The following is a 20,713-nucleotide window of genomic DNA, read 5'->3' as shown; positions in this document are numbered from 1 at the left end:
GGGTACCTCTCTAGGGGAAGAGGGGACCATGCCCGGTTCGCGCCGATTCAGGGGGCTCGTCACCGACATCGACGGGACGATCACGGACTTCCGCCGGCGGATCCATACGGGGGCGATCGAGTCGATCAGGGCCCTCGTCGACGAGGGCATCCGCGTCGTCCTCGCGAGCGGCAACACCGCGTGCTTCATGGACGCGGTCTCAAAGATGGTCGGGACAGGGGGTGTCTACATCGGCGAGAACGGGGGGATCATCCGGACAGGCTGGGACAGCGAGATCTCGGTCCTCTCCGACGGGACCGCACCGAGGCTCGCGCTCTGGGACCTCGTCTTGGCCTGCAGGGAGAGGAACATAAAGATAGAGCACTACAGCCTCCCCTACAGGTTCGTGGACGTCGCGATCGCCCGGACGCTCCCGGTCGAGCTCGTCCGGGAGCTGGTGGGGGGGCACCCGGTGGAGGTCATCGACACGGGTTTTGCGATCCACATCCACCCGCCGGGAGTGACCAAGGGGGCGGCCTTCGAGAAGCTCGCGTCGCTCATGGGGATGGAGACGACCGAGTTCCTCGCGGTGGGCGACGGGGAAAACGACGTCGAGATGCTCGCGCTCGCGGGGAAGGGGGTCGCGGTGGGCAATGCCCACCCCAAGTTAAAAATGCACGCCGACGAGGTGACGGAAAAGGAGTACGGCGAGGGGTTCCTCGAGGCCCTGGACCGGAATTTCCCTCACTTCCTCGAGAGGTAGCGGTCGACGACGATGTAGTCCTTTATGTCCTTGACCGCCTCGAAGGGGATGAAGAGCCGTTCGCCCTCGGTCCTGTACCCCGTCGTGTCGAACGAGGGGTCCGGCGAGATGACGAGGTCGACCACCTGGCCGGTCTCGAAGTCCACCACGAGGTTCCTGAGCGTTCCGATGACCTTGCCTTCGTTCGTGACGATCTTCTTCCTGGAGAGGCTCCGGGCCAGAACTCTCGACATGAAAGAGGGTGTGGCCCTATTCGTATATAAAATTGTTCAAAAATCTCCCGTTTAAACAGGGGAGTCCACCTCTCCGGGTGCAGAAAAACCTCTCCTGCCGGAGGATGGCGGGACGCACGTCAGAGGGAGGGGAAGACCTTGATGATGTCTGACTGGGTGAGTATCCCGACGGGTTTTTCCCCTTCCATCACGATGAGGCGGCCGATGTCCCTCTCCTTGAAGCTGCGGATCACCTCGAAGAGCTGGACCGAGGAGGGGGCCTTCACCACGTCGGTTGTCATGACACGAGAGACGGGGGTCGACATGGGGAGTCCCTCCTCGAGTGCACGTGCGACATCGCTCATCGTGATGATGCCGTAGAGGACGTCGTCCTCTATCACGGGGGCGCCCCTTATGCGGTGGGTATTGAAGAGGTGGAGGGCGTCGCCGATGGTGTCCGTCCGCTTCAGGGAGATGAGCGGGCTGCTCATGTAGTGCCTGATGGGTTTCTTGGGCAGGGATATCATCTCGTATATCGAGATGAGGAGGGTCTGGGAGACCTCGTCCCTCCCGTACACCTCGCCCCTTATCAGGAGCTTGTTCACGGGGGTAGGGCCAATCGTGACCTGGTCGCCTATCTCGAAGGCCTTCACCGACCCCCGCACGAGGACGTTTGCACGGCATATGTCCGGGTGGCAGAGCGTGGTGAACGCGATCTCCACGACCTTCACGCCGGGCACGACCTCTCCGTTGCGGGCGATCTTGACGTCGTACTCCTTCTCCGATATCTCGAGGTTCAGTGCCCTGTATGCCTGGACGGTGGGATTGTACCCCCCCTTCGGACCGGGTATCCCGTCGACGAGGCCGATGGCCTTGAGGGCCTGCATCTGGTTCCGGACAGTCCCCGGGTTCCTCCGTATCACTTCCGCTATCTCCTCTCCTTTCACGGGCTGAGAATGCTTGTGATACAGCGAGATGAGAGTAATTAAAATGTCTCTCTGGATCAGGGACAAATCCATAATGGTTTATCATCAACATGGGAATATATAGGTTACAGGTAGGACGGGAGTGGAATTCGAGAGCATTCCTACGGTGCCGACCGCGGAGGAGATACTCGATCGGAGTTTCCGCAGGGCGGCATCCAAGATGAGGCTCAAGAAGAACAAGGACAGGGCAAACGAGGAGTTCGTGAGGGCAGTCTCCCAGTCCATCCACGACCGCCTCGTCAGGATAATGCAGTCTTTCCCCGACTTCGACTCGCTCCCCGCCTTCTACAGGGACATCGTGGAGATCCTTTGGGGAATCGGTAGGGTGAGGAAGTCCCTCGGCTCCGTGGGGTGGGCGGCCCGGTGGGCGCGGACCCACGGCCCGGGCCTCGCGTACCAGACGAGGAAGGCCGAGGTCCCCTCGCAGGTACGCAAGAGGGCTGTCGCGAGGCTCTCGTCCGTCGTACACCAGATCGGGGACGACCTCGTCTTCCTCAACGAGGTGCGCAACGTCCTGCGGACCCTCCCCCACGTGAGCGACGAATTCACCGTCGTCGTCGCGGGGTACCCGAACGTCGGGAAATCGTCTTTCATCCGCCTCGTCTCCTCTGCGACCCCCGAGGTCGCGGCCTATCCCTTCACGACGAAGGGGATAATCGTCGGGCACCGGATGGTCGGCAGGGAACGCGTCCAGTTCATCGACACGCCTGGCCTCCTCGACCGCCCCGCGGGGGAGAGGAACGTGGTCGAGCGGCAGGCCCTGACGGCCATCACGAACCTCGCGTCTGTCATCCTCGTCATCCTCGACGCGAGCGAGCAGTGCGGGTACCCCCTCGAAGAACAGTTCAGGCTCCTCCACGAGATAGAGGAGATGGTCACCGTCCCCGTCGTCCCGGTCGTCAACAAGGCTGACCTCGCCTACTTCGACGGGTACATCAACATGTCCACCGAGACGGGGGAAGGGGTTGCCGAGGTCCTCGAGTACATCCTCGCCTTCCGGGAGCGGTCACGGGAGAAGGGTGGCGAGAAAACCGAGTAGGAACCCCGCGAGAGCACCGCCGTTGATGGACGGGAGGCCAGCCTGCGGCCTCCCCCGCCTCACGAGGGAGAGGAGCACGCAGAGCCCGGCGACGGACCCTGCCATCGCGCCGAGCGCGGGCACCGAGAAGAGGCCCACCCGGGGGGCCGGCAGGAACACGTCTGCGGAGACGACGAGGATGGCCGGCATGATCATGTCCCCCATCCCGATGACGAATGCCCCCCTCTCCCCCCCTTCCAGAGGCCCGATGCCTTCCCTCCGGAAACTGTATCCCTTCCTCCGCGGGATCACGAAGAGGATCGGGCTCCGGCTCTCGAGGACGCCCTCGGCGAGGGATATCATGTGCTTCGTCCTGTACACCGAGATCGCGTCGTAAACCGCGAGGATGACGAGCAGGATGACCACGGGGACGATGTCGAGCGATATCCCGAATATCGATGCCGCTCCCGCCGCGATCAGGATCCCGAGGGTGTCGATGACGTACCACTCGGGGTGGAGGTAGAGGGCCGCGGTCGCGGCAACCGAGGCGAGGAGGCTCCCGCCGACGACGACGTCGATGTCAGGCGAAAGGAGCGCGAGGATTGCCCCGAAGATGTACACGAACGTGAGGAATATGGAGACGTAGATGACGGCGGCAATCACCCTCCTGAACCCGAACTTCATCAGGAAGAGGAGGAACGCCGTGAACGAGAGGAGGATGAAGAGGAAGATGAAGGGGTTTGCAACCGAGGATGGGTCCTCAAACGCGGTGAGCCCTGCCTCCCTCATGGGGAGGGAGAGGAGGACGGCGCCCGTCTCCACGAGGACGAGCATCGCGGGCATCGCCGCGAGGGGCAGCCACTCTCCCAATCTCTCGGCGTGGGTGCTGGCGGCCGGGTTAGTTTTATGCATGGTCGTCTTCCATCTCACTCTATGGACACGCGGGAATACCTCGTCGACGTCATCCTCCTCGCCGTCCTCGTGATCTCCACCCTCGTCCTCGTGATAAGTCTGAATTTTGACATTATCAAATCGATCGCATCGGCCCTGATGATGATCTCCCTCGGGGGCCTCGTCTTCCTCGTCCACCGCAAGGTGAGGCAGATCGAGAGGGCCCTTTCCCAGCGGGAGAGGATGATCCGGATGAACATGGAGGAGATCGCGGCGAAACTCTCCCAGAAATACGAGAGCCACATGGCGCACGTCGATGCAATCGTGGAAGAGATTGCAAAGAGGGTCTACCGGTGAAGGCGGTTTTCCGCGGGGGATGACCGATGGGTGTCGCGCTCAGGGACATCGTCGCCGATTTCAAGGAGACTGTCACGTGGCAGGACCTCGCCGGTGTCGCGGCGGTGGACGCGCACAACGCGCTCTACCAGTTCCTGAGCATCATCCGCCAGCCCGACGGGACACCCCTCATGGACAGGAACGGGCGCGTCACCTCGCACCTCTCCGGGATCCTCTTCCGGGCGTCGAACCTGCTCGCGAAGGGGATCCGGACGGTGTGGATATACGATGGCGCCCCCCCGCCATTCAAGCGCGAGACGATAGAGGAGAGGAGGGTCGCCCGCGAGCTCGCGGGGGAGAGATGGAAGGAGGCACTCCTCCGCGGCGACACCGAGGAGGCATACCGGCAGGCGCGGTCGTCCTCGCGGATAGACGAGGAGATAATCGCCACGTCCCGCGAACTCCTCTCCCTCCTCGGCCTGCCGTGGATCCAGGCACCGAGCGAGGGTGAGGCCCAGGCAGCCCACATGGTGGCGCGGGGTGCCGCACGGTACGTCGTCTCGCAGGACTACGACACCCTCCTCTTCGGTGCGCCGGTCCTCGTCCGGAACCTCACGGTGAGCGGGAAGAGGAAGGTCCGCGGGAGGACGCTCTCGGTCGTCCCGGAGAGGCTCCTCCTCACCGAGGTCCTCTCGGGCCTCGGGATCTCCTGGGGCGACCTGATACGGATAGGGATACTGGTCGGGACGGACTTCAACGAGGGGATAAAAGGCGTGGGGGCGAAGACTGCCCTCCGCATGGTCAGGAACGGCGAGTTCGAGCAGGTCATGAGGGAGAGGCAGCCGGGCCTTGACTGGGAAGAGATCTACCGGTTCTTCGAGAACCCCCCTGTCACGGACGACTACACCCTCCAGTGGCGGCCGCCGGACAGGGAGGGGGTGCTCCGGATGCTCTGCGACAGGTTCGACTTCTCGCCCGAGAGGGTCGAGAGTGCGCTCGGCGAGGTCAAGGCTGCCACCGGCCAGAAGACCCTCGACTCGTGGTTCTAGGGGAGAACCGGGGGCCCGGTCAGGGCATGTTCTTCCAGACGTGGAGGAACCTCTGCACCGCGGTTACGTGCCCCATCACCCCGAGGACGAGGAGGAGCCACCCGAGGATCGAGAGGGAGAAGACCTTCCCCGGGAACGCGACGGTGAGCAGGCCCGCGCAGATGATCATCACGAGCCGGTCTGCCCTCCCGAGCGCCCCCCCGTAGTACCTCCCCATCCCGACCGCCTGGGACTGGGTCCCGAGGTAGGAGGACATGAGGACGCCGGTGAGGGCGAGGACACCCACCTCCCACCCCGCCGCGCCGCCCGCGAAGATCCCGGTAATGATGAAGATGTCCGAGTACCTGTCGATGACGTGGTCGAGGAAGTCGCCGCGGATGCTCTCCTTCTTCTCTGCCCTCGCGAGAGCGCCGTCGAGGCCGTCGAAGAGGGCATTGAACGCGACAAAGACCGTCCCGGCGAGGACGTTGCCGAGCCAGTACGATGCGCCGGCGAGGGCGGCGGTGAAGAGCGAGAGAACGGTGAGGGTGTTAGGGGATACACCCGCCCGCCTCGACGCGGAGATGAACGGTTCCATGAGGGTAGCCATGTGGGGACGCAGGACCTCGAGCGTCATTCCTCTCCTCCGAGGTAGTACGACCAGTCGACCTTCCCCACCGAGGGGGGTATTTCTCCCCTCACGAATCCCTCGACCACGTCCGCGCACTCCGCGGGGGCCATGCGCGTGGTATCGACCTCGAGGACCCTCTCCGCGGGGTGGATCTCGAGTGTCTCGACGAGGATCACGTCGAGGGCCTCTGCCTCGCAGTTCTCGCGCACCTTCCTCTCGTCGTAGCCCCTCTCCTTCAGGCGCTCCCGCAGGACCTCCGGTGCGCACCGCAGGACGACGACGAGGTCGCAGGGGAGCAGGTGCGAGAGGTGCCCGATGACGAACCCCTCCCTCCTCCCGAATTCCGCCGCCCAGCGGTCCTCGTCCACCACGAGCGTGTCCCTCTCGTCGTCGCGCCGGACGACGTACTTCCCCACGGTCTCCGTGACCTCCGTCACGGGGTAGCCCCGGGCACGCAGGATCCTCCCCACGGAAGACTTCCCCGTACCCGGAGTCCCGGTGATTCCCGTCATCATAGGCTGTTGATCTCTCGGAGGAACCGTTCCATCTCCCAGTCCTCGCCGATGCTCACCCTGACGTAGTGGTCGGCAAGCCCGGGGAAGCTCTCGCACGACCGGACGAGCACGCCCCTCGACGCGAGGATGCCGGCAACGTCGCAGCCCTTCCGGGGGGAGACGTCGACGAGGACGAAGTTTGCGCCCGACGGGACGACGGGGAAACGGCATTCCCGGGAGACGCGTTCGCGGAGCCTGCAGACGCGCCTCCTCGCCCTCTCGACGTGCTCCCCGTCCTCGAGGGCCCCGGCCGCCGCGGCGGCAGAGACGGACGGGATGGAAAACGGCGTCGCAGCCCTGTTGTAGTAGGGGACCAGCCACTCCGGGACGAAGGCATACCCCACCCGCAGGCCCGCGAGGGAGAACGCCTTCGACATCGTCCTCCCGATCACGAGGTTGTCATGCTCCCGCACGAGGTGGCGGTACTCCTCGTCGCAGAACTCCACGTACGCGTTGTCGAGGAAGAGGATTCCCGGGATCTCCCCCAGGATCTCCCCGACGTCCCCCGCGGGGGTCACCGTCCCCGTGGGGTTGTTGGGCGTGCAGAGGAACGAGACCTTCGCATCCCTCGCCTCGCGGATGAACTTCCCCGTGTCCACGGAAAAGTCGTCCTCCCTCTGCACGTGGACGACTTCCGCGCCCAGGGCGGATGCCGCGAGCCCGTAGAAGGAGAAGGTCGGGGTGGATATCACCACCCTGTCGCCGCAGGTCACGAAGAGCCGGAGGATCGTCTCGATGACGCCGTCCATCCCCGCACCAGCGACGAAGTGGTAGGGCCCGTGGTACTGCTCCAGCGCGGCGATGAACGCGCCGACCTCGTCCCCGGGGTAGCGGTTTGCGCCCGTGAGCGCCTCCCTCGCCCTCGCGAGCGCACGCGCCGGGGGCGGGTCAGGGTTCTCGTTGCTCGCGAGCCTCGCAACGCGTGCAACCCCCGCGGTCCCCGTGGTACTGCCGGGCGGGCGGGCATAGACGTACCCCCCGCTCCTGTAGCATTCACGGACAAGCCCCTCGGGGCCGGTTCCCCGCTCTCCTCTCACGCTGCGCTCACCAGCCTCCCTTCACTATTGAGCTCTTCCAACTTAAAAAGGCACGAGTGAAGGGTGTTGCGGGAAAAACGAGGGGTTTGCCGCGGGTCTTTCGGCCGTGCCCCCCTTGCCCCGCCGGAAATTCGCGGGAGGGCAGGATGGGAATGACTTTATAGTCTCCTTTCAGAAGAACTGAACAGTAGGGAGGTACAGGAAGAATGGAAAGCAGTCGTCTCTACACGCTCCCCGCACTGCCTTACGATTACAAGGACCTCGCCCCTTCCATCTCGGAAGAGCAGCTCAAAATCCACCACACGAAGCACCACCAGGCCTACGTGAACGGGGCGAACGCCCTGTTCGAGAAGCTAGACAAGTCCCGGAAGGAAGGGACCGACCTCGACCAGAAGGCGGTCGCAAAGGAACTCTCTTTCCACATCGGCGGGTTCCTCCTCCACTCCCTCTTCTGGGAGAACCTCGCGCCCGCGGGGAAGGGAGGCGGGGGCTCGCCCTCCGGGGAACTCGCCCGGCACATAGACCGCGAGTTCGGGTCCTTCGAGAGGTTCAAGAAGGAGTTTTCCGCGGCCACGAACAGCGTCGAGGGCTCGGGGTGGGGTGCCCTCTCCTACTGCAGGAAGACGGGGAGGCTCCTCGTGATGCAGATCGAGAAGCACAACGTGAACGTGTTCCCCGCGTTCTCCATCCTGATGGTCGTCGACGCGTGGGAACACGCGTACTACATAGATTACAAGAATGACAGGGCGAAGTACATCGAGAATATCTGGAACATCGTCAACTGGGACGCCGTCGCCTCGCGGTTCGAGAACGCGAGGAAATCCTGAACGGGGACGGTGCAGGTCCCCGGGATTCCTTTTTCCCCATTTCAGGCACCGCCCGCGAGGGCATCGGAGAGGACCCTGCAGACCGTCCCGATCTCGTCGTGCGAGATGACGAGGGGCGGGACGAGCCGGATGTTCCCGTCTGCGGCGCAGTTCACGAGGACCCCCCTCTCCGCGCATGCCTTCTGAACTTCCCCGCACCGCTCACCCGCGGTGATCCCGACCATGAGTCCCCTGACCCGCGGGTTGAAACGGGCAAGCCCCCGCCGGAATGCCTCGCCCTTCGAGGGTATCTCGGGGAGGATCTCCTCGATGACCCTAATCGTCGCGAGTGCCGCGGCGCACGCGAGGGGCCCGCCCGCGAAAGTGCTCCCGTGCTCGCCCTTCTTGAATTCTAGCCCCTCGCGGGCGAGGAGGGCGCCCATGGGAAAACCGCTCGCGATCCCCTTCGCGAGGGTCACGATGTCGGGGCAGACACCCGTGTGCTGGATCGCGAGCCACTTTCCCGTCCGGCCCATCCCGGTCTGGACCTCGTCTGCGATCATCAGGGCCCCGTGCTTGTCGCAGAGCTCCCTCACGCCCTCGAGAAACCCCTCCGGCGGGATGATGACCCCTGCCTCGCCCTGTATCGGCTCCACGAAGACCCCCGCGACGTCGTTGTCCATCGCCGCACGGAGCGCGTCGAGGTTGCCGTACTCGACGAAAGTGCACCGGGGCTCGAGCGGGAGGAACGGTTCGCGTATCGCGGGCTTGTGCGTCACGGCGAGCGATCCCATCGTTCGGCCGTGGAACCCGTGGGTGAACGCGACGAACTTCTTCCTCCCCGTCGCGATCCGGGCGAGCTTGATCGCGCCCTCGTTCGCTTCCGCACCCGAGTTCGAGAAGAATGCCTTTGCCATTCCCGTGAGGAGGACGAGCTTCTCCGCGAGCTCTGCCTGGCCGGGCACGTAGAAGAGGTTAGAACAGTGGATCAGTCTCTTTGCCTGCTCGCATATGGCCGCCGTCACCTCGGGGTGGCAGTGCCCCGTGCTGCAGACCGCGATTCCCCCGACGCAGTCGATGTACTCCTTCCCGGTGGAATCCCAGACCCGGGACCCCTGACCCCTGACGATCATGATCTCCCGCGAGAACGCGGGCATGTAGTACCGGGCGTCGAGCTCCCGGAAATCCTCCCGGAACCCGGTTTCTCCCACTTTGACCATCTTTCCCATCTCTAACCTCCCCGCTCTCCACCTTCCCGGTCTTCTCCTCCCGCTACTCGTACTCGATCGTCGCGGGAGGCTTGGGCGTGACGTCGTAGACGACCCTCGCCACCGAGGGTATCTCCGAGGTTATCCGGAGGGCAATCCTCTCGAGGACGTCCCACGGGAGCCTCAGGGGGTCGGCGGTCATCCCGTCGCGCGAGTTGACTGCCCTCACGGCGACGATCCACCCGTGGACCCTGTTGTCCCCCTTCACGCCCGTCCCGAGACCCACGAGCGCCGCGAAGCATTGCCACGGGCCGAACCTGTCCACGATCTCGCTCTCGACGATGTGGTTTGCCTCCCTTACCACCTCGATGCGCTCTGGCGTGACCTCGCCGACGACCCTGACCGCGAGACCCGGACCGGGGAACGGCATCCGGTGCTGGATCTCAGGGGGGAGCCCGAGGGCAGCCGCGAGCACCCTGACCTCGTCCTTGTAGAGGTCCCGCAAGGGCTCGATCACCTTCTCGAACTCGATCTCGAGGGGCATGCCCCCCACGTTGTGGTGGCTCTTGATCCCCCCCTCGCTCTCGATCCGGTCCGGGTAGATGGTCCCCTGGAGGAGGGCCGTGGCCCCCGTCGCCCTCGCCTCCCTCTCGAAGATGCGGATGAAGAGCTCGCCGATGACCTTCCGTTTCTCCTCGGGGTCGGTTATTCCACGAAGTGCCGCAAAGAACATCTCCGCCGCCGGGACGACGCGGAGGTTGAGATCCCCAAAGACCTGCGAGATCCGCTCGGTCTCGCCCTTCCGCATCAGGCCCGTGTCCACGTAGATCGGGACGAGCCGGTCGCCTATCGCCCTCGCGGCGAGTGCCGCGCAGACAGAGCTGTCGACTCCCCCCGAGAGGGCCATCACCACTCTCCGGTCGCCCGCTTCCCTCCGTATCTCCTCCACGGCATTCTCGATGAACTCCGCCGCGTCGATCACGCGTTCGCCTCCTGTGCCGCGTTCGCCTTCTCCTTCGTCGCGCAGGCCTTCACGAAGCCGATGAACGGGGGGGAAGGCCTCGTCGGCCTCGACCTGAACTCCGGGTGGAACTGCGTCGCGAGGAAGAAGGGGTGGCCGGGGATCTCGAGGACCTCCACCCTCTCCCCGCAGGAGCCGGAGAACACGAGTCCCGCCCCCTCGAGCTCGGGGATGAACCGGGGGTTCACCTCGTACCGATGCCTGTGCCTCTCGACGATCTCCCGCTTCCCGTAGAGCCTCTCGACCAGTGTCCCGCTCTTCAGCGTGATCTTCGCGTCCCCTAGGCGCATGGTCCCGCCGAGGTCCCGCACCCCCTGCTGTTCGGGCAGGATCGCCACCACGTGCTTCCCCTCGCCGACCTCCGCGCTCGTCGCGTCCTCCCACGAGAGCACGTTCCGGGCGTACTCGACGACGGCCAATTGGAACCCTAGGCAGAGCCCAAGGAACGGTATCCCGTGGGTCCTCGCCCACGAAATCGCCTCGATCTTCCCCTCGATCCCGCGCTTCCCGAAACCGCCCGGGACGAGGATCCCGTCATAATCATTCAGCTGCGCCGGCTCGTACCTCTCCGCGTCGAGCCACGTGATCATGACCTCAGTGGAGAGGGCACGCCCCGCGTGCTTCAGCGCCTCCTTGATGCTCAGGTACACGTCCTCGATCCCGTACTTGCTCACTATCCCGACGCTCACCCTCCGCGTGTACTCCCTCGTGACGACGCGGTACCACTCGGTGTCCGCGGGCCTCTTCTGGAGGCCGAGGTGCTCGATGAGTGCGTCCGCGAGCCCCTCCTTCTCGAGCTCCATCGGGACCTGGTAGATGTCGGGGACGGTTGCCGCGCTGATCACGCACCGCATGGGAACATCGCAGAACGCGGATATCTTCCTCTTCGTGTGGGCGCCGATGGGCCGGTGGCTCCTCCCGACGATGATGTCTGCGTGGAGCCCGAGCTCGCGCAGCGCCTTCACCGAGTGCTGGGTGGGTTTCGTCTTGAGGTCGCCCATCGTGTCCTCCGGGATGAGGGTCACGTGGACGATCACCGTGTCCTGCGGCGGGAGTTCCCCCCTCATCTGCCTCACCGCCTCGAGGAACGGCATGCTCTCGATGTCACCCACCGTCCCGCCGATCTCGACGAGGCAGATCTCCGCGGGGGGCTGGCCCGGGATCTCCATCTCCGCCGCCTTTTTTATGCACGACTTGATCTCGTCCGTGATGTGCGGGATGATCTGGACGGTCTCGCCGAGGAAATCGCCGCGCCGCTCCTTCTCGATCACGGTGCGGTAGACCTTCCCGGTGGTGATGTTGTGTGCCGCGGAGAGGTCGATATCGAGGAACCTCTCGTAGTTCCCGAGGTCGAGGTCGACCTCGCTCCCGTCCGAGAGGACGAAGACCTCCCCGTGCTGGCCGGGATTCATCGTCCCCGCGTCGATGTTCAGGTACGGGTCTATCTTGACGGCCGTGACAGAGTAACCCCGGTTCTTGAGGATGCGGCCGATGGACGCGGCGGTGATCCCTTTCCCAAGTCCACTCATGACACCCCCCGTGACAAAAATGAATTTCAATCGATCCCCCTCTCCCTGCCTTCAGCTCCGCGGGCCATGCACGGTTGCCACGTACAGTATTTCCCTGCCCGGAGAAAAAAGTAGCATGCCCAAAGGCCGAGGCCACCCGGCTCCCGAAACGACCCCGCATGATTATCCCGTCCCGGGGCAAACATACACCACATGGACAGCGAAGAGAGGGAAATGCTCGCGGATCTCCTCTGGCTGCAGGCCGTGATCGCGACGGAGCTCATCCAGATCACCGAGAACACGTCCGCGATCCTCCGCAAGTCGCCCCCTCCGGAGACCTGCATCGAGCAGCACAGGCGCCTCCGGCAGCACGCGCTCGCCATCGCGGAACGCTACCGCCCGGGACGGGGCCTCTCGGAACACCTCGCCGGGCACGCGTGAGATCCCCGCGGGAGAACCGGGAACAGGACCACTCCATGGAGCAGGTGCCGCCGTACACCCTCGTCGTCCCGGCGTACAACGAGGCCGGGAGGATCCAGAGGCTTCTTGCGCAGATCGAGGGAGCAGAGGGAGAGTTCATCTTCGTGTGCGAGGGAGAGGACGGGACCCCGGAGATCGTCAACCGCTTCGCCCGCGCCCACCCCGGGATGAACATCACGTGCGTCCACCGTCAAGGGAGGCTCGGGAAGGGGGGCGCCATAACCGAGGGGATGCGCAGGGCGAGCGGCCGCCTCGTCGGCTACGTGGACGCGGACGCGTCGACCTCCTTCTCCCAGATGGTGGAGCTCTTCTCCCTCCTCGGCGACGCGGACGCGGTCATCGGGTCCCGCTGGGTACCCGGTGCCGTCATCGAGCGGCGGCAGGGGTTACTCAGGCGCCTCGAGAGTCGGATCTTCAACGGTATCGTGCGACTCCTCTTCGGACTTCCCTTCAGGGACACGCAGTGCGGGGCGAAGGTATTCAAGAAGCAGGCGATCGACGCCGTCATCGGGGAGATGGTCTCCACGGGGTTCGAGTTCGACGTGGAACTCCTCTGGCGGCTCAAGGAGAAGGGTTTTTCCGTGAGGGAACACCCGATCGCGTGGTGCGACACGCGCAGCTCGCATGTCAGGGGAACGGATGGCCTGAAGATGCTCTCTCGGCTCCTCCGGCTCAGGGTCAGGCAGGTGGTGCGCCGTTGACCGCGGAGGACCGGGAAACCCGCAGGGAGGAGGCGTTCACCCTCTTTGAGCGCGGCGAGTACGAGCGGTCTCTCGCGGTCTGCAGGGAGCTAGGGGAGGGCCGGGGCGACCCCTCGGTCGCGGTCCTCCTCGCCGCCAACCTCTTTCATCTCGGGAGGCTCGAGGAGGCAGAGGCGCACTTCCGCGACCTCGCCCACATCCTCCCCGGTGCATCGCACGTGCACGGCTACCTCGGGCGCATCCTCGAGGCGAGGGGGGAAGAGGGCGCACTCGCCGAGTACGCGCGGGCAGTCGCGCTCGACCCTGGGAACACCGATGCCCTGCGGAACTTCGCGGCGTACGTCCTCCGGTCAGGCGATCCATGGAAGGCAATCCCGGCCTACTCGCACCTCCTCTCGCAGTCCCATAGGCCGGACGACGCGCGCCAGCTCTCGGTGGCCCTCTTCCTCGCCGGGAGGCCGGCCGAGGCACTCGTGGCGTGGGAGGGTGCCCCGGGGGGCAGGCTCCCTCCCGACGACGTGTACGTCTCCATCCTCTCCGCGTGCGGGAAGTTCAGGGAGGCCGCGGAGTGCGCGCGCGACCTGTTCGAGAAGACCCGCGATCCCCTCTACGCGAGGCTCTCCATGGGAGCGCTCGCGCGCGTCGACAGGGAGAGGGCGGGCGAGGAGTACCCCCGGCTCGTGGAGCTGACGGGAGACAGGGATCTACGGCACGATTACGTTCTCTTCCTGAAAGAGGGCGGGGATTACGGGAGGGCTCTCTCCGCGCTCGGCCCCCTGCTCTCGGAAAGAATGCCTGAAGGGAGGTTCCGCCTCACCGGGTGCGGGCTCCTCGCTCTCGCGCAGCGGCGGGAAGAGGCCCGGGATTGCTACAGGAGCCTCCTCGAGCAGGAACTCGACTCGATGGAAGATCCCGCCCTCGCGAGGGAGATCCTCCGCGCATTCAGGGTATTCCTGCAGACGTACTTCCCGCACGGGGATGCCGAGCGCATCCTGCGCGAGGCGCTCGCGATGAGGACTGACCCGTTCTCGCTCCTTTCGGTCGCGCAGTTCTACGAGGAGGCGGGGGACCTGAAGGAGGCGCGGGCATGGTACTACAGGGCGTACAGGAGCGATTCCCTCGAGGGGGGCCCGCACTACGCCCGGTTCTGCGCGGCGGGCGGCGACGTGAGGGAGGCCGAGAAGGTCATGATGCACGTCGTTTCTTCCGCGAGGAAGGTTCAGGATCTCGTGCGAATCGCGGAGTTCTCGCTCGGGCAGAGGGAGGCCCTCCTCCGGATGCCGAGGCTGCTAGAGGCTCTCAGGACAAAGCTTGATGGATTCTCCGAGGTTCTCCCCTCGAGGGGGCTGGAACTCCTCGCGGCGCTCCACCTGCTCTCCGGGACGCTCGCGCTCGCGCAGCGGGACTGGCTGTCGTGCAAGAGGGCATGCCTGTCAGGGTTGGACGTCGTCCCCGCGTGGGCAAGGGATGTGAGGCCGGGAGATTTCCTCGCCCTCCTTTCGGAATGCAAGGAGAAGGCCCTCTCCGAGGTCCCTGTCCTGAAGGGCACGCTGCAGGGCGGGCACGTTCCCGCCGAGTCCCCCGATGCCCTCCTCGCGGGGCTTGACCTCGACGAGAACGAGAGGAAAATAATCGAGTTCCTCAGGGACCGCGGGCAGGCGAGCGAGATGGAGCTGCGGGCACTGCTCGGCTCGCGGAGGGTCGCGGGGATGGTCAACCGGCTCGTGCAGAAAATGTCAAGTAAAGGGGTCGTACTGATAGAGAAGAGAGGATTTGGAAAGAACGGGGAGATATATGCCTACAAGGGTGCCTGAAGTGGCGGGGAGCCGGAAGCTCGAGAGCCAGAACATCATCAATGCCCTGCGGAGGGGGACTGTCCCCGGGAGCGGCCTCGAGCGGATCGCCGTCGGGCTCGAGATGGAGGAGAACACGATCAGGGCGCAGCTGGACTACGTCTCGCAGGGCGGGGGCGACCTCAAGTTCGTCAGGGGCGAGTACGGGAGCGGCAAGACGTTCCTCGTCGCCCGGTCGCTCGAGATCGCGCGGGAGATGGGCTTCGTGACGGCGCACGTCGTGGTCTCACCCACCTGCCCCCTCCACAAGTTCCGGGAGGTTTACCGCCAGATATGCGGAACCCTCCGGACCCGCGAGGAAGAGCACGCGCTCAAGTCCATCGTCGACACGTGGCTCTTTGGAATAGAGGAGAGGATCCTCAGGGTGAGCGATAGGACCATCCCCGAGGATGTCCTCGAGAAGGCCACGCTCGCCGAGATAGAGACCGCCCTTGCCGGGATATCCGAGCTGAACAGCTCGCTTGCCGCCGCGCTCCGCACGTACTACCGCGCGGGCAACGAGGGGGATTTCCAGACCGCCCAGTCCGCGATCGGGTGGATCTGCGCGGAGACGAACGTGGGCCGGGACTTCAAGCAGAAGGCCGGGATCCGGGGGGAGATCGACGAGGCGTCTGCATTCACGTTCCTCCGCGGACTCGTGAGGATCATCGTGAGCGCGGGATACAAGGGCCTTGCCGTCGCCCTCGACGAGCTCGAGACGACGCAGTCCCTCCCCCGCAACCAGCGGGAGAAGAGTTACCACGTGCTCCAGGCCATCGTCGAGTCGCTCGACAGGGGAGACCTCTCGCACGCGTACTTCCTCTTCACGGGCACGCCCGCGTTCTTCGACGGCCCGAGGGGAATAAGGACGCTTCCTCCCCTCTACGACAGGATATGCATCGTCAAGCCCGAGGAAGGATTCAGGAACCCGCGCCAGCCCCAGATCGCGCTCGCGAAGTTCGACGCGAGGAAACTCGAGCAGGTCGCCCTGAAGGTGATGGAGATCTACGGGGAGGCGTACTCGGACGTGGACCGGAGCAGGGTGTCGCACCGCTTCATCCGCGCGATGATCTCGCGGGTGACCGAGAAGTTCGGCGGGAGGGTCGACGTGATCCCCCGGATATTCCTCAAGGAGTTCATCGACGTCCTCGACAAGTGCGAGCTCTACGAGGACTACAATCCCTCGGAACAGTACCGGTTCGACGCGGGACACCTCAAGGGGGAACTCCGGGAGGAGGAAGAGGCGGTCATGGTCGTCGAATTCTGAAGCGGCGACGCCGTGGAGAGGCGCGCGCTTCCGGCCGCGGGGAGAGAGGGTGCCCGCTTCCACACCTCCCCGGGAACGGGCGCGTGGCGGCACCAGAACCATGATGACTCCATCCCTCCCATATTTACGAAAACGCATGGCCCGCTGGGTGATCCTCTCGCTCCTCGTCCTCGCTCTCCTCACGGGTGCGGGAACCGCCGGTATATCCATCGATGCCACTCCCCGCGACGCGCACATCGGCGATCGCATCCACATCAACGGGACGACCGACGGGAAGAACCTGCTCGCCGTCTTCCTCTTCGTGACGGGACCCGGCCTCGACAGGGCCGGCGTCACGCTCGAGAACGTGAATCTCAAGGCGGGCCAAGGATACTTCACTTCTGCGTTCGTCAACCCGGACGGATCGTTCATCTACGACTGGGACACGTCTTTCATCGCCGGCAACCTCGTCCCCGGGACGTACCGGATTTACGTCGTGAACGTTCCCCTGAATCTCGAGCGGCTCACGGACACCGACAGCATCGCGGTCTGTTCCACGGAGCTCACTTTCCGGAAACCCCCCGCGAGAAACATCCCTGGCTTTGGTCCCTCCGTGTTCCTCGGCCTGACCGCGGGGATCTCCATCGTGCTGTGGAGGAGGCAACGGGTCTCCTGACCCGCGGAAATTCCGGCAGCGCACCGGCCGGCACCCGCCCGGTGTTAAGAATAACCGGTTAAAAATTTCCCATTGTAAATGGGAAATGATTATCTCCCCGGTCGCCGCAGTACGTGCCATGGACATTTCGCCTCCCGGGGACGGGTGCCACGCCCTCCACGCGCTCGCGTTCGCGTCCCTCTTCGCCTTCCTGCTCCTCGGCGGGTGCGTTGCCGTGGACCGGGGGCCTGCGCAACCGTCCCACGGCTCCCCTCGGCTCGTCCTCGCCACGACCACGAGCATGTACGACTCCGGCCTCCTTGACGTCCTCGAACCCCTCTTCGAGGAGCGGCACGGGATCGACCTCCTCGTCACCTCGCAGGGGACGGGAAAGGCATTCGAGCTCGCGAGGAGGGGTGACTGCGACGTGATCATCGTGCACTCCCCGGAGGAGGAGAGGGCATTCATCGCGGCGGGCCACGGGACCTCCCGCCGCTGCTTCGCGTATAACCGGTTTGTCATTGCCGGACCCGTGGGAGACCCGGCAGGCATCCGCGGCGCGGGTGCGACCGAGGCCTTCAGGAGGATCGCGGCGGCGGGCATGGCAGGCCGTCCGGGCGTCACATTCGTCTCGCGGGGGGACGGGTCCGGGACCCACACCGTGGAAAAATCCATCTGGGAATCTGCAGGATATAACTACACGAACGAAATACGAAGATCGGGGCCGTGGTACGTGGAGACCGGGAGGGGGATGGGAGAGACCCTCCAGCTCGCGGCGGAGAAGGGGGCGTACACCCTCTCGGACACGGCCACGTTCCTCGTGTTCCGCGGGAGGGGAAACCTCGTCCCGCTCGTGGAGGGGGCGGACATCCCGGCCAACGTGTACAGCGTCATCACGGTCACCCCGAGGAACGGGTCGCCGGAGAGGCAGAGGATGGCAGAGGAATTTGCACATTTCCTCCTCTCCCCGGAGATCCAGGAAAAGATCGGGGAATACGGGCTGGAAGAGTACGGGACGAACCTTTTTTCCCTCGTGGGAGACAGGTGCGGGGAACTTGGGTGCGATTGCGCGGGGCCTGCATCCCCGCCGGGCACGCCGCCGCGCCCCGCGTGAGGGCCGCCTGAATGGGAGACACCCATGAACGAGATACTCGAGGGGTGCACCGAGGCATTCCGCCTGATCGTCACCCTCGACCCGGAGATCGTCGAGATCACGGGGCGGTCGCTCGGGATATCCCTCGCGGCGACCGCCATCGCGGCCCTCGTCGCGGTCCCCGCCGGCGGGCTCCTGCACTTCTCGGAGTTCCGGGGGAAGCGCGGCATCGTGACGGTGATCCAGGCGCTCTACGCCCTCCCGACGGTCGTGGTCGGCCTGTTCGTCTTCCTGCTCCTCTCCCGGTCGGGGCCTTTCGGGTTCCTCGGCCTCCTGTTCACACCCGCGGGCATGGTGGTGGGCCAGGCGATCCTCATCGTCCCCGTCCTCCTCGGGATGACGGTCCTCGCGCTCTCCGGGGTGAAAAGGTCCCTTTCGGACGAGATCCGCGCGATGGGGGCAACGAGACTCCAGGCGACCATGACGCTCCTCGGGGAGGCCCGGTACGCGATCGTCGGCGGAGTCATCCTCGGATTCGGGCGCGCGATCTCGGAGGTGGGGGTTGCCATGATCATCGGCGGGAACATCCGCGGGTACACCCGCGTCCTCACGACGGCAATCGCGCTCGAGACCTCGGCCGGGAACATCGCGCTCTCCATCGCGCTCGGCATCATCCTCCTTTGGATCTCCCTGGCCGTGACGCTCGCCCTCTCCTTCTTCCAGGAGCGGAAAGGATGATCGCGTTCGAGAACGTCTCGAAGAGGTACGGCGAGAGGGAGGTGCTGGACGGCATCTCGTTCGGCGTGGACGAGGGGGAGATCTTCGCGCTCATCGGCCCGAGCGGGACGGGGAAGACGACCATCCTGCGGTTGATCGCGATGCTCGAGGATCCCACCGCGGGGAGGATCACGTTCATGGGCAGGGACACGCGGGTCCCCGAGCAGGAACGCGTCTTCCTCCGCCGCCAGATGGGGATGGTCTTCCAGAAACCCTCCGTCCTGCGGGGGAGCGTGCACGAGAACGTCGCGCTCGGCCTGAAATTCAGGGGTTACCCCCCGGCCGAGATCTCCCGGAGGGTCTCGGAAGTCCTCGCGCTCGTGGGGCTCCGTGGCCTGGAGAGGGCGAGTGCGGCCTCGCTCTCGGGGGGAGAACTCCAGCGCGTGGCCATCGCGCGGGCAATCGCGCCGCGGCCGCGGCTCCTCCTCCTCGACGAGCCGACCGCCAACCTCGACCCCGTCGCGACCGAGGAGATCGAGGACCTGATCTCTACCCTCAACCGCGAGGAGAACACGACTGTCATCTTCTCCACCCACGACATGGCACAGGGACAGAGGCTCGCGACGCGCGTGGGCGTCGTCCTCGGGAGGAAGATGCGCGAGCTAGGGGATCCCTTCCAGGTCTTCTCGCGGCCGGGATCCCGGGAGGTGGCCCGCATGGTCGGGATAGAGAATATCTTCGCGGGGGTGGTGGTGGGGAACGAGGGGGGACTCGCGAGGATCGACGTCTCGGGCGTCCACGTCCACGCACCCTGCGAATTTCCGCCGGGGACACGCGTGCACCTCTTCCTGCGCGCGGCAGATGTCACTGTCTCGACGGGGGCGGACGGAGGGCGGAGCAGCGCGCGGAACGTCCTCCCGGCCACGATCACCCGCGTCGTCGCGTGCGGTCCCAACGCGAGACTGGCACTGGACGCCGGGATCCCTATCGCTGCCCTCGTCACGCGCCAGTCCTGCAGCGAGCTCGGACTCTCCGCGGGAAAGGTCGTTTCCGTCTCTTTCAAGGCAAACGCCGTCCACGTCGTGCCCGCCCCCGGGAGTGACGAGGATTCGGAAAGGAACGGATGAACCCGTGGCCCTCCCGCCCCGCGTAAGGGGCACACCCGCGGATTTTAATGCCGGGAAGCTCCCATACACCTGCGATGCGCTGCACCTCCCTTGCGAGCGGGAGTAAGGGGAACTGCCTCCTCGTCGAGGGGGATACCACCGCCCTCCTCGTCGACGCGGGCCTCACGCGCCGGGAGATCCTCGCGCGGCTCCACGCCGCGGGAAAGAGCGCGGAGGGTATCTCCGCGATACTCGTCACCCACGAGCACGTGGATCACGTCGCCGCGGTCATGCCCCTCGCCCGCGAGCTCCGCATCCCCGTCTACGCGACGGGTGGCACGCTCATCGACCTCCTCGACGCGGGCGGGCGGCGTCGCGACCCCGTGCGCGCCGTCAAGGTCGATTACGGGGAGGTCTTTTCCGTGGGGGACTTCTCGATATCGGCCTTTCCCGTCTCCCACGACGCGCGCGAGCCCTGCGGGTTCCTCATCCGGGAAGGGGATGTTGTCCTCGCCTGCTGCACCGACACGGGCACCGTGACGGACAGGATGAGGGAGATCCTCTCGGCCGCCGACGGGCTCGTCCTCGAGAGCAACCACTGCCCCCGGATGCTCAAGGACGGGCCCTACCCCGAGTCGCTCAAGCGGCGGATAAGGTCCAAGCGCGGCCACCTCTCGAACAACGACGCGGCGGCATGCATCAATGGCCTCTGCGCGCACCTCCACTCCGTCATGCTCGCGCACTTAAGCGAGGTGAACAACACGCCGGAGAAGGCGCTCGCGTGCGCGAGGGAGGGGGCGGGGCTGTTCTCCCACGGGCTCGAGATCACGGTCGCGACGAACGTGGGATCGCCCGCGGGCTGGCCGCGGGGAATCCGCCTCTGAAGGGTCCGCGGGTCTTCCCCT

Annotated in this window: 23 protein-coding genes; 14 read left to right on the top strand and 9 right to left on the bottom strand. The window is 65.4% G+C overall.

Features of this window, described 5'->3' with window-relative positions:
• Positions 1 to 28 precede the first annotated feature (28 nt).
• Complete coding sequence (locus QFX32_00735) at positions 29 to 742, top strand: phosphoglycolate phosphatase (GenBank protein MDI9632564.1); 714 nt, start codon at positions 29 to 31, stop codon at positions 740 to 742.
• Here QFX32_00735 and QFX32_00730 read toward each other — a convergent pair.
• A complete protein-coding gene (locus QFX32_00730) occupies positions 724 to 975 on the bottom strand; it encodes a PRC-barrel domain-containing protein (GenBank protein MDI9632563.1) in 252 nt (83 codons plus the stop codon). The genes QFX32_00735 and QFX32_00730 overlap by 19 nt on opposite strands.
• A gap of 119 nt (positions 976 to 1,094) precedes the next feature.
• On the bottom strand, positions 1,095 to 1,973 hold the full coding sequence (locus QFX32_00725) for a CBS domain-containing protein (protein ID MDI9632562.1): 879 nt from the start codon (positions 1,971 to 1,973) through the stop codon (positions 1,095 to 1,097).
• Positions 1,974 to 2,022: 49 nt separating this feature from the next.
• On the opposite strand from QFX32_00725, the gene QFX32_00720 reads away from it, so the two are divergent.
• Positions 2,023 to 2,979, top strand: a complete 957-nt coding sequence (locus QFX32_00720) for a 50S ribosome-binding GTPase (GenBank protein ID MDI9632561.1) — start codon at positions 2,023 to 2,025, stop codon at positions 2,977 to 2,979.
• Here QFX32_00720 and QFX32_00715 read toward each other — a convergent pair.
• Positions 2,947 to 3,870, bottom strand: a complete 924-nt coding sequence (locus QFX32_00715; GenBank protein ID MDI9632560.1) for a presenilin family intramembrane aspartyl protease PSH — start codon at positions 3,868 to 3,870, stop codon at positions 2,947 to 2,949. The two genes, QFX32_00720 and QFX32_00715, sit on opposite strands and share 33 nt — an antisense overlap.
• Positions 3,871 to 3,891: 21 nt before the next feature.
• Between QFX32_00715 and QFX32_00710 the strand changes: the two genes are divergently transcribed.
• Positions 3,892 to 4,206: a hypothetical protein gene (locus QFX32_00710; protein MDI9632559.1), complete on the top strand. Its 315-nt coding sequence runs from the start codon at positions 3,892 to 3,894 to the stop codon at positions 4,204 to 4,206.
• Between the two features lie 26 nt (positions 4,207 to 4,232).
• The gene (gene fen / locus QFX32_00705; GenBank protein ID MDI9632558.1) at positions 4,233 to 5,234 is read left to right on the top strand and encodes a flap endonuclease-1; all 1,002 of its coding nucleotides are present in this window, start codon (positions 4,233 to 4,235) and stop codon (positions 5,232 to 5,234) included.
• Positions 5,235 to 5,253: 19 nt separating this feature from the next.
• Here the strand turns inward: fen and QFX32_00700 are convergent, their stop codons facing one another.
• The 3 genes from QFX32_00700 to QFX32_00690 are packed head-to-tail and all read right to left on the bottom strand — an operon-like array spanning position 5,254 to position 7,435.
• Complete coding sequence (locus QFX32_00700) at positions 5,254 to 5,850, bottom strand: CDP-alcohol phosphatidyltransferase family protein (protein MDI9632557.1); 597 nt, start codon at positions 5,848 to 5,850, stop codon at positions 5,254 to 5,256.
• Positions 5,847 to 6,359, bottom strand: coding sequence for an adenylate kinase family protein (locus QFX32_00695; protein MDI9632556.1), 513 nt, complete (start codon positions 6,357 to 6,359; stop codon positions 5,847 to 5,849). Before QFX32_00695 ends, QFX32_00700 begins: the two co-directional genes overlap by 4 nt.
• Positions 6,356 to 7,435, bottom strand: a complete 1,080-nt coding sequence (locus tag QFX32_00690) for a histidinol-phosphate transaminase (GenBank protein MDI9632555.1) — start codon at positions 7,433 to 7,435, stop codon at positions 6,356 to 6,358. The genes QFX32_00695 and QFX32_00690 overlap by 4 nt, the downstream gene beginning before the upstream one ends.
• Positions 7,436 to 7,641: 206 nt before the next feature.
• Here QFX32_00690 and QFX32_00685 point away from each other — a divergent pair, with 206 nt between their 5' ends.
• Positions 7,642 to 8,262, top strand: a complete 621-nt coding sequence (locus QFX32_00685) for a superoxide dismutase (protein ID MDI9632554.1) — start codon at positions 7,642 to 7,644, stop codon at positions 8,260 to 8,262.
• 41 nt (positions 8,263 to 8,303) lie between these two features.
• Here the strand turns inward: QFX32_00685 and QFX32_00680 are convergent, their stop codons facing one another.
• Genes QFX32_00680 through QFX32_00670 form a run of 3 tightly spaced genes read right to left on the bottom strand, consistent with a single transcriptional unit; the run spans position 8,304 to position 12,029 of the window.
• Positions 8,304 to 9,470, bottom strand: coding sequence for an aspartate aminotransferase family protein (locus QFX32_00680; protein MDI9632553.1), 1,167 nt, complete (start codon positions 9,468 to 9,470; stop codon positions 8,304 to 8,306).
• 43 nt (positions 9,471 to 9,513) lie between these two features.
• Complete coding sequence (guaA, locus tag QFX32_00675; protein MDI9632552.1) at positions 9,514 to 10,431, bottom strand: glutamine-hydrolyzing GMP synthase; 918 nt, start codon at positions 10,429 to 10,431, stop codon at positions 9,514 to 9,516.
• A complete protein-coding gene (locus tag QFX32_00670; protein ID MDI9632551.1) occupies positions 10,428 to 12,029 on the bottom strand; it encodes a CTP synthase in 1,602 nt (533 codons plus the stop codon). The genes guaA and QFX32_00670 overlap by 4 nt, the downstream gene beginning before the upstream one ends.
• A 162-nt stretch (positions 12,030 to 12,191) precedes the next feature.
• On the opposite strand from QFX32_00670, the gene QFX32_00665 reads away from it, so the two are divergent.
• The 9 genes from QFX32_00665 to QFX32_00625 all read left to right on the top strand — a co-directional run bounded on the left by QFX32_00665 (position 12,192) and on the right by QFX32_00625 (position 20,692).
• Entirely contained in the window at positions 12,192 to 12,419 is a 228-nt protein-coding gene (locus QFX32_00665) for a hypothetical protein (protein ID MDI9632550.1), read from the top strand.
• A gap of 35 nt (positions 12,420 to 12,454) precedes the next feature.
• Positions 12,455 to 13,159, top strand: coding sequence for a glycosyltransferase (locus tag QFX32_00660; GenBank protein ID MDI9632549.1), 705 nt, complete (start codon positions 12,455 to 12,457; stop codon positions 13,157 to 13,159).
• On the top strand, positions 13,156 to 14,973 hold the full coding sequence (locus QFX32_00655; GenBank protein MDI9632548.1) for a hypothetical protein: 1,818 nt from the start codon (positions 13,156 to 13,158) through the stop codon (positions 14,971 to 14,973). Before QFX32_00660 ends, QFX32_00655 begins: the two co-directional genes overlap by 4 nt.
• Complete coding sequence (brxD, locus tag QFX32_00650) at positions 14,954 to 16,258, top strand: BREX system ATP-binding protein BrxD (protein ID MDI9632547.1); 1,305 nt, start codon at positions 14,954 to 14,956, stop codon at positions 16,256 to 16,258. Before QFX32_00655 ends, brxD begins: the two co-directional genes overlap by 20 nt.
• 136 nt (positions 16,259 to 16,394) lie before the next feature.
• Positions 16,395 to 16,913 carry a hypothetical protein gene (locus tag QFX32_00645; GenBank protein ID MDI9632546.1) on the top strand — a complete coding sequence of 173 codons (519 nt, stop codon included), beginning with the start codon at positions 16,395 to 16,397 and terminating at the stop codon, positions 16,911 to 16,913.
• A 118-nt stretch (positions 16,914 to 17,031) separates the two neighbouring features.
• A complete protein-coding gene (locus QFX32_00640; protein ID MDI9632545.1) occupies positions 17,032 to 18,006 on the top strand; it encodes a substrate-binding domain-containing protein in 975 nt (324 codons plus the stop codon).
• Between the two features lie 24 nt (positions 18,007 to 18,030).
• A complete protein-coding gene (locus QFX32_00635) occupies positions 18,031 to 18,723 on the top strand; it encodes an ABC transporter permease (GenBank protein ID MDI9632544.1) in 693 nt (230 codons plus the stop codon).
• On the top strand, positions 18,720 to 19,829 hold the full coding sequence (locus QFX32_00630) for an ATP-binding cassette domain-containing protein (GenBank protein MDI9632543.1): 1,110 nt from the start codon (positions 18,720 to 18,722) through the stop codon (positions 19,827 to 19,829). The genes QFX32_00635 and QFX32_00630 overlap by 4 nt, the downstream gene beginning before the upstream one ends.
• Positions 19,830 to 19,903: 74 nt before the next feature.
• The gene (locus QFX32_00625) at positions 19,904 to 20,692 is read left to right on the top strand and encodes an MBL fold metallo-hydrolase (GenBank protein ID MDI9632542.1); all 789 of its coding nucleotides are present in this window, start codon (positions 19,904 to 19,906) and stop codon (positions 20,690 to 20,692) included.
• The last annotated feature ends 21 nt before the right edge of the window (positions 20,693 to 20,713 follow it).

Origin of the sequence: Methanolinea sp. (genome assembly GCA_030055515.1) — an archaeon.
GTDB lineage: Archaea > Halobacteriota > Methanomicrobia > Methanomicrobiales > Methanospirillaceae > Methanolinea_A.
Note: the sequence above shows the minus strand (reverse complement) of the source record. Positions and strands in the feature narration are given on the sequence as shown.

Excerpts from the sequence above, each read along its gene's own strand:
- brxD (MDI9632547.1), top strand. The coding sequence starts at position 14,954 with ATGCCTACAAGGGTGCCTGAAGTGGCGGGGAGCCGGAAGCTCGAGAGC.
- QFX32_00730 (MDI9632563.1), bottom strand. The coding sequence starts at position 975 with ATGTCGAGAGTTCTGGCCCGGAGCCTCTCCAGGAAGAAGATCGTCACG.
- QFX32_00630 (MDI9632543.1), top strand. The coding sequence starts at position 18,720 with ATGATCGCGTTCGAGAACGTCTCGAAGAGGTACGGCGAGAGGGAGGTG.
- QFX32_00715 (MDI9632560.1), bottom strand. The coding sequence starts at position 3,870 with ATGCATAAAACTAACCCGGCCGCCAGCACCCACGCCGAGAGATTGGGA.
- QFX32_00695 (MDI9632556.1), bottom strand. The coding sequence starts at position 6,359 with ATGATGACGGGAATCACCGGGACTCCGGGTACGGGGAAGTCTTCCGTG.
- QFX32_00640 (MDI9632545.1), top strand. The coding sequence starts at position 17,032 with ATGGACATTTCGCCTCCCGGGGACGGGTGCCACGCCCTCCACGCGCTC.
- QFX32_00685 (MDI9632554.1), top strand. The coding sequence starts at position 7,642 with ATGGAAAGCAGTCGTCTCTACACGCTCCCCGCACTGCCTTACGATTAC.
- QFX32_00665 (MDI9632550.1), top strand. The coding sequence starts at position 12,192 with ATGGACAGCGAAGAGAGGGAAATGCTCGCGGATCTCCTCTGGCTGCAG.
- QFX32_00710 (MDI9632559.1), top strand. The coding sequence starts at position 3,892 with ATGGACACGCGGGAATACCTCGTCGACGTCATCCTCCTCGCCGTCCTC.
- QFX32_00735 (MDI9632564.1), top strand. The coding sequence starts at position 29 with ATGCCCGGTTCGCGCCGATTCAGGGGGCTCGTCACCGACATCGACGGG.
- QFX32_00660 (MDI9632549.1), top strand. The coding sequence starts at position 12,455 with ATGGAGCAGGTGCCGCCGTACACCCTCGTCGTCCCGGCGTACAACGAG.
- fen (MDI9632558.1), top strand. The coding sequence starts at position 4,233 with ATGGGTGTCGCGCTCAGGGACATCGTCGCCGATTTCAAGGAGACTGTC.
- QFX32_00645 (MDI9632546.1), top strand. The coding sequence starts at position 16,395 with ATGGCCCGCTGGGTGATCCTCTCGCTCCTCGTCCTCGCTCTCCTCACG.
- QFX32_00725 (MDI9632562.1), bottom strand. The coding sequence starts at position 1,973 with ATGGATTTGTCCCTGATCCAGAGAGACATTTTAATTACTCTCATCTCG.
- QFX32_00635 (MDI9632544.1), top strand. The coding sequence starts at position 18,031 with ATGAACGAGATACTCGAGGGGTGCACCGAGGCATTCCGCCTGATCGTC.
- QFX32_00700 (MDI9632557.1), bottom strand. The coding sequence starts at position 5,850 with ATGACGCTCGAGGTCCTGCGTCCCCACATGGCTACCCTCATGGAACCG.
- QFX32_00625 (MDI9632542.1), top strand. The coding sequence starts at position 19,904 with ATGCGCTGCACCTCCCTTGCGAGCGGGAGTAAGGGGAACTGCCTCCTC.
- QFX32_00680 (MDI9632553.1), bottom strand. The coding sequence starts at position 9,470 with ATGGGAAAGATGGTCAAAGTGGGAGAAACCGGGTTCCGGGAGGATTTC.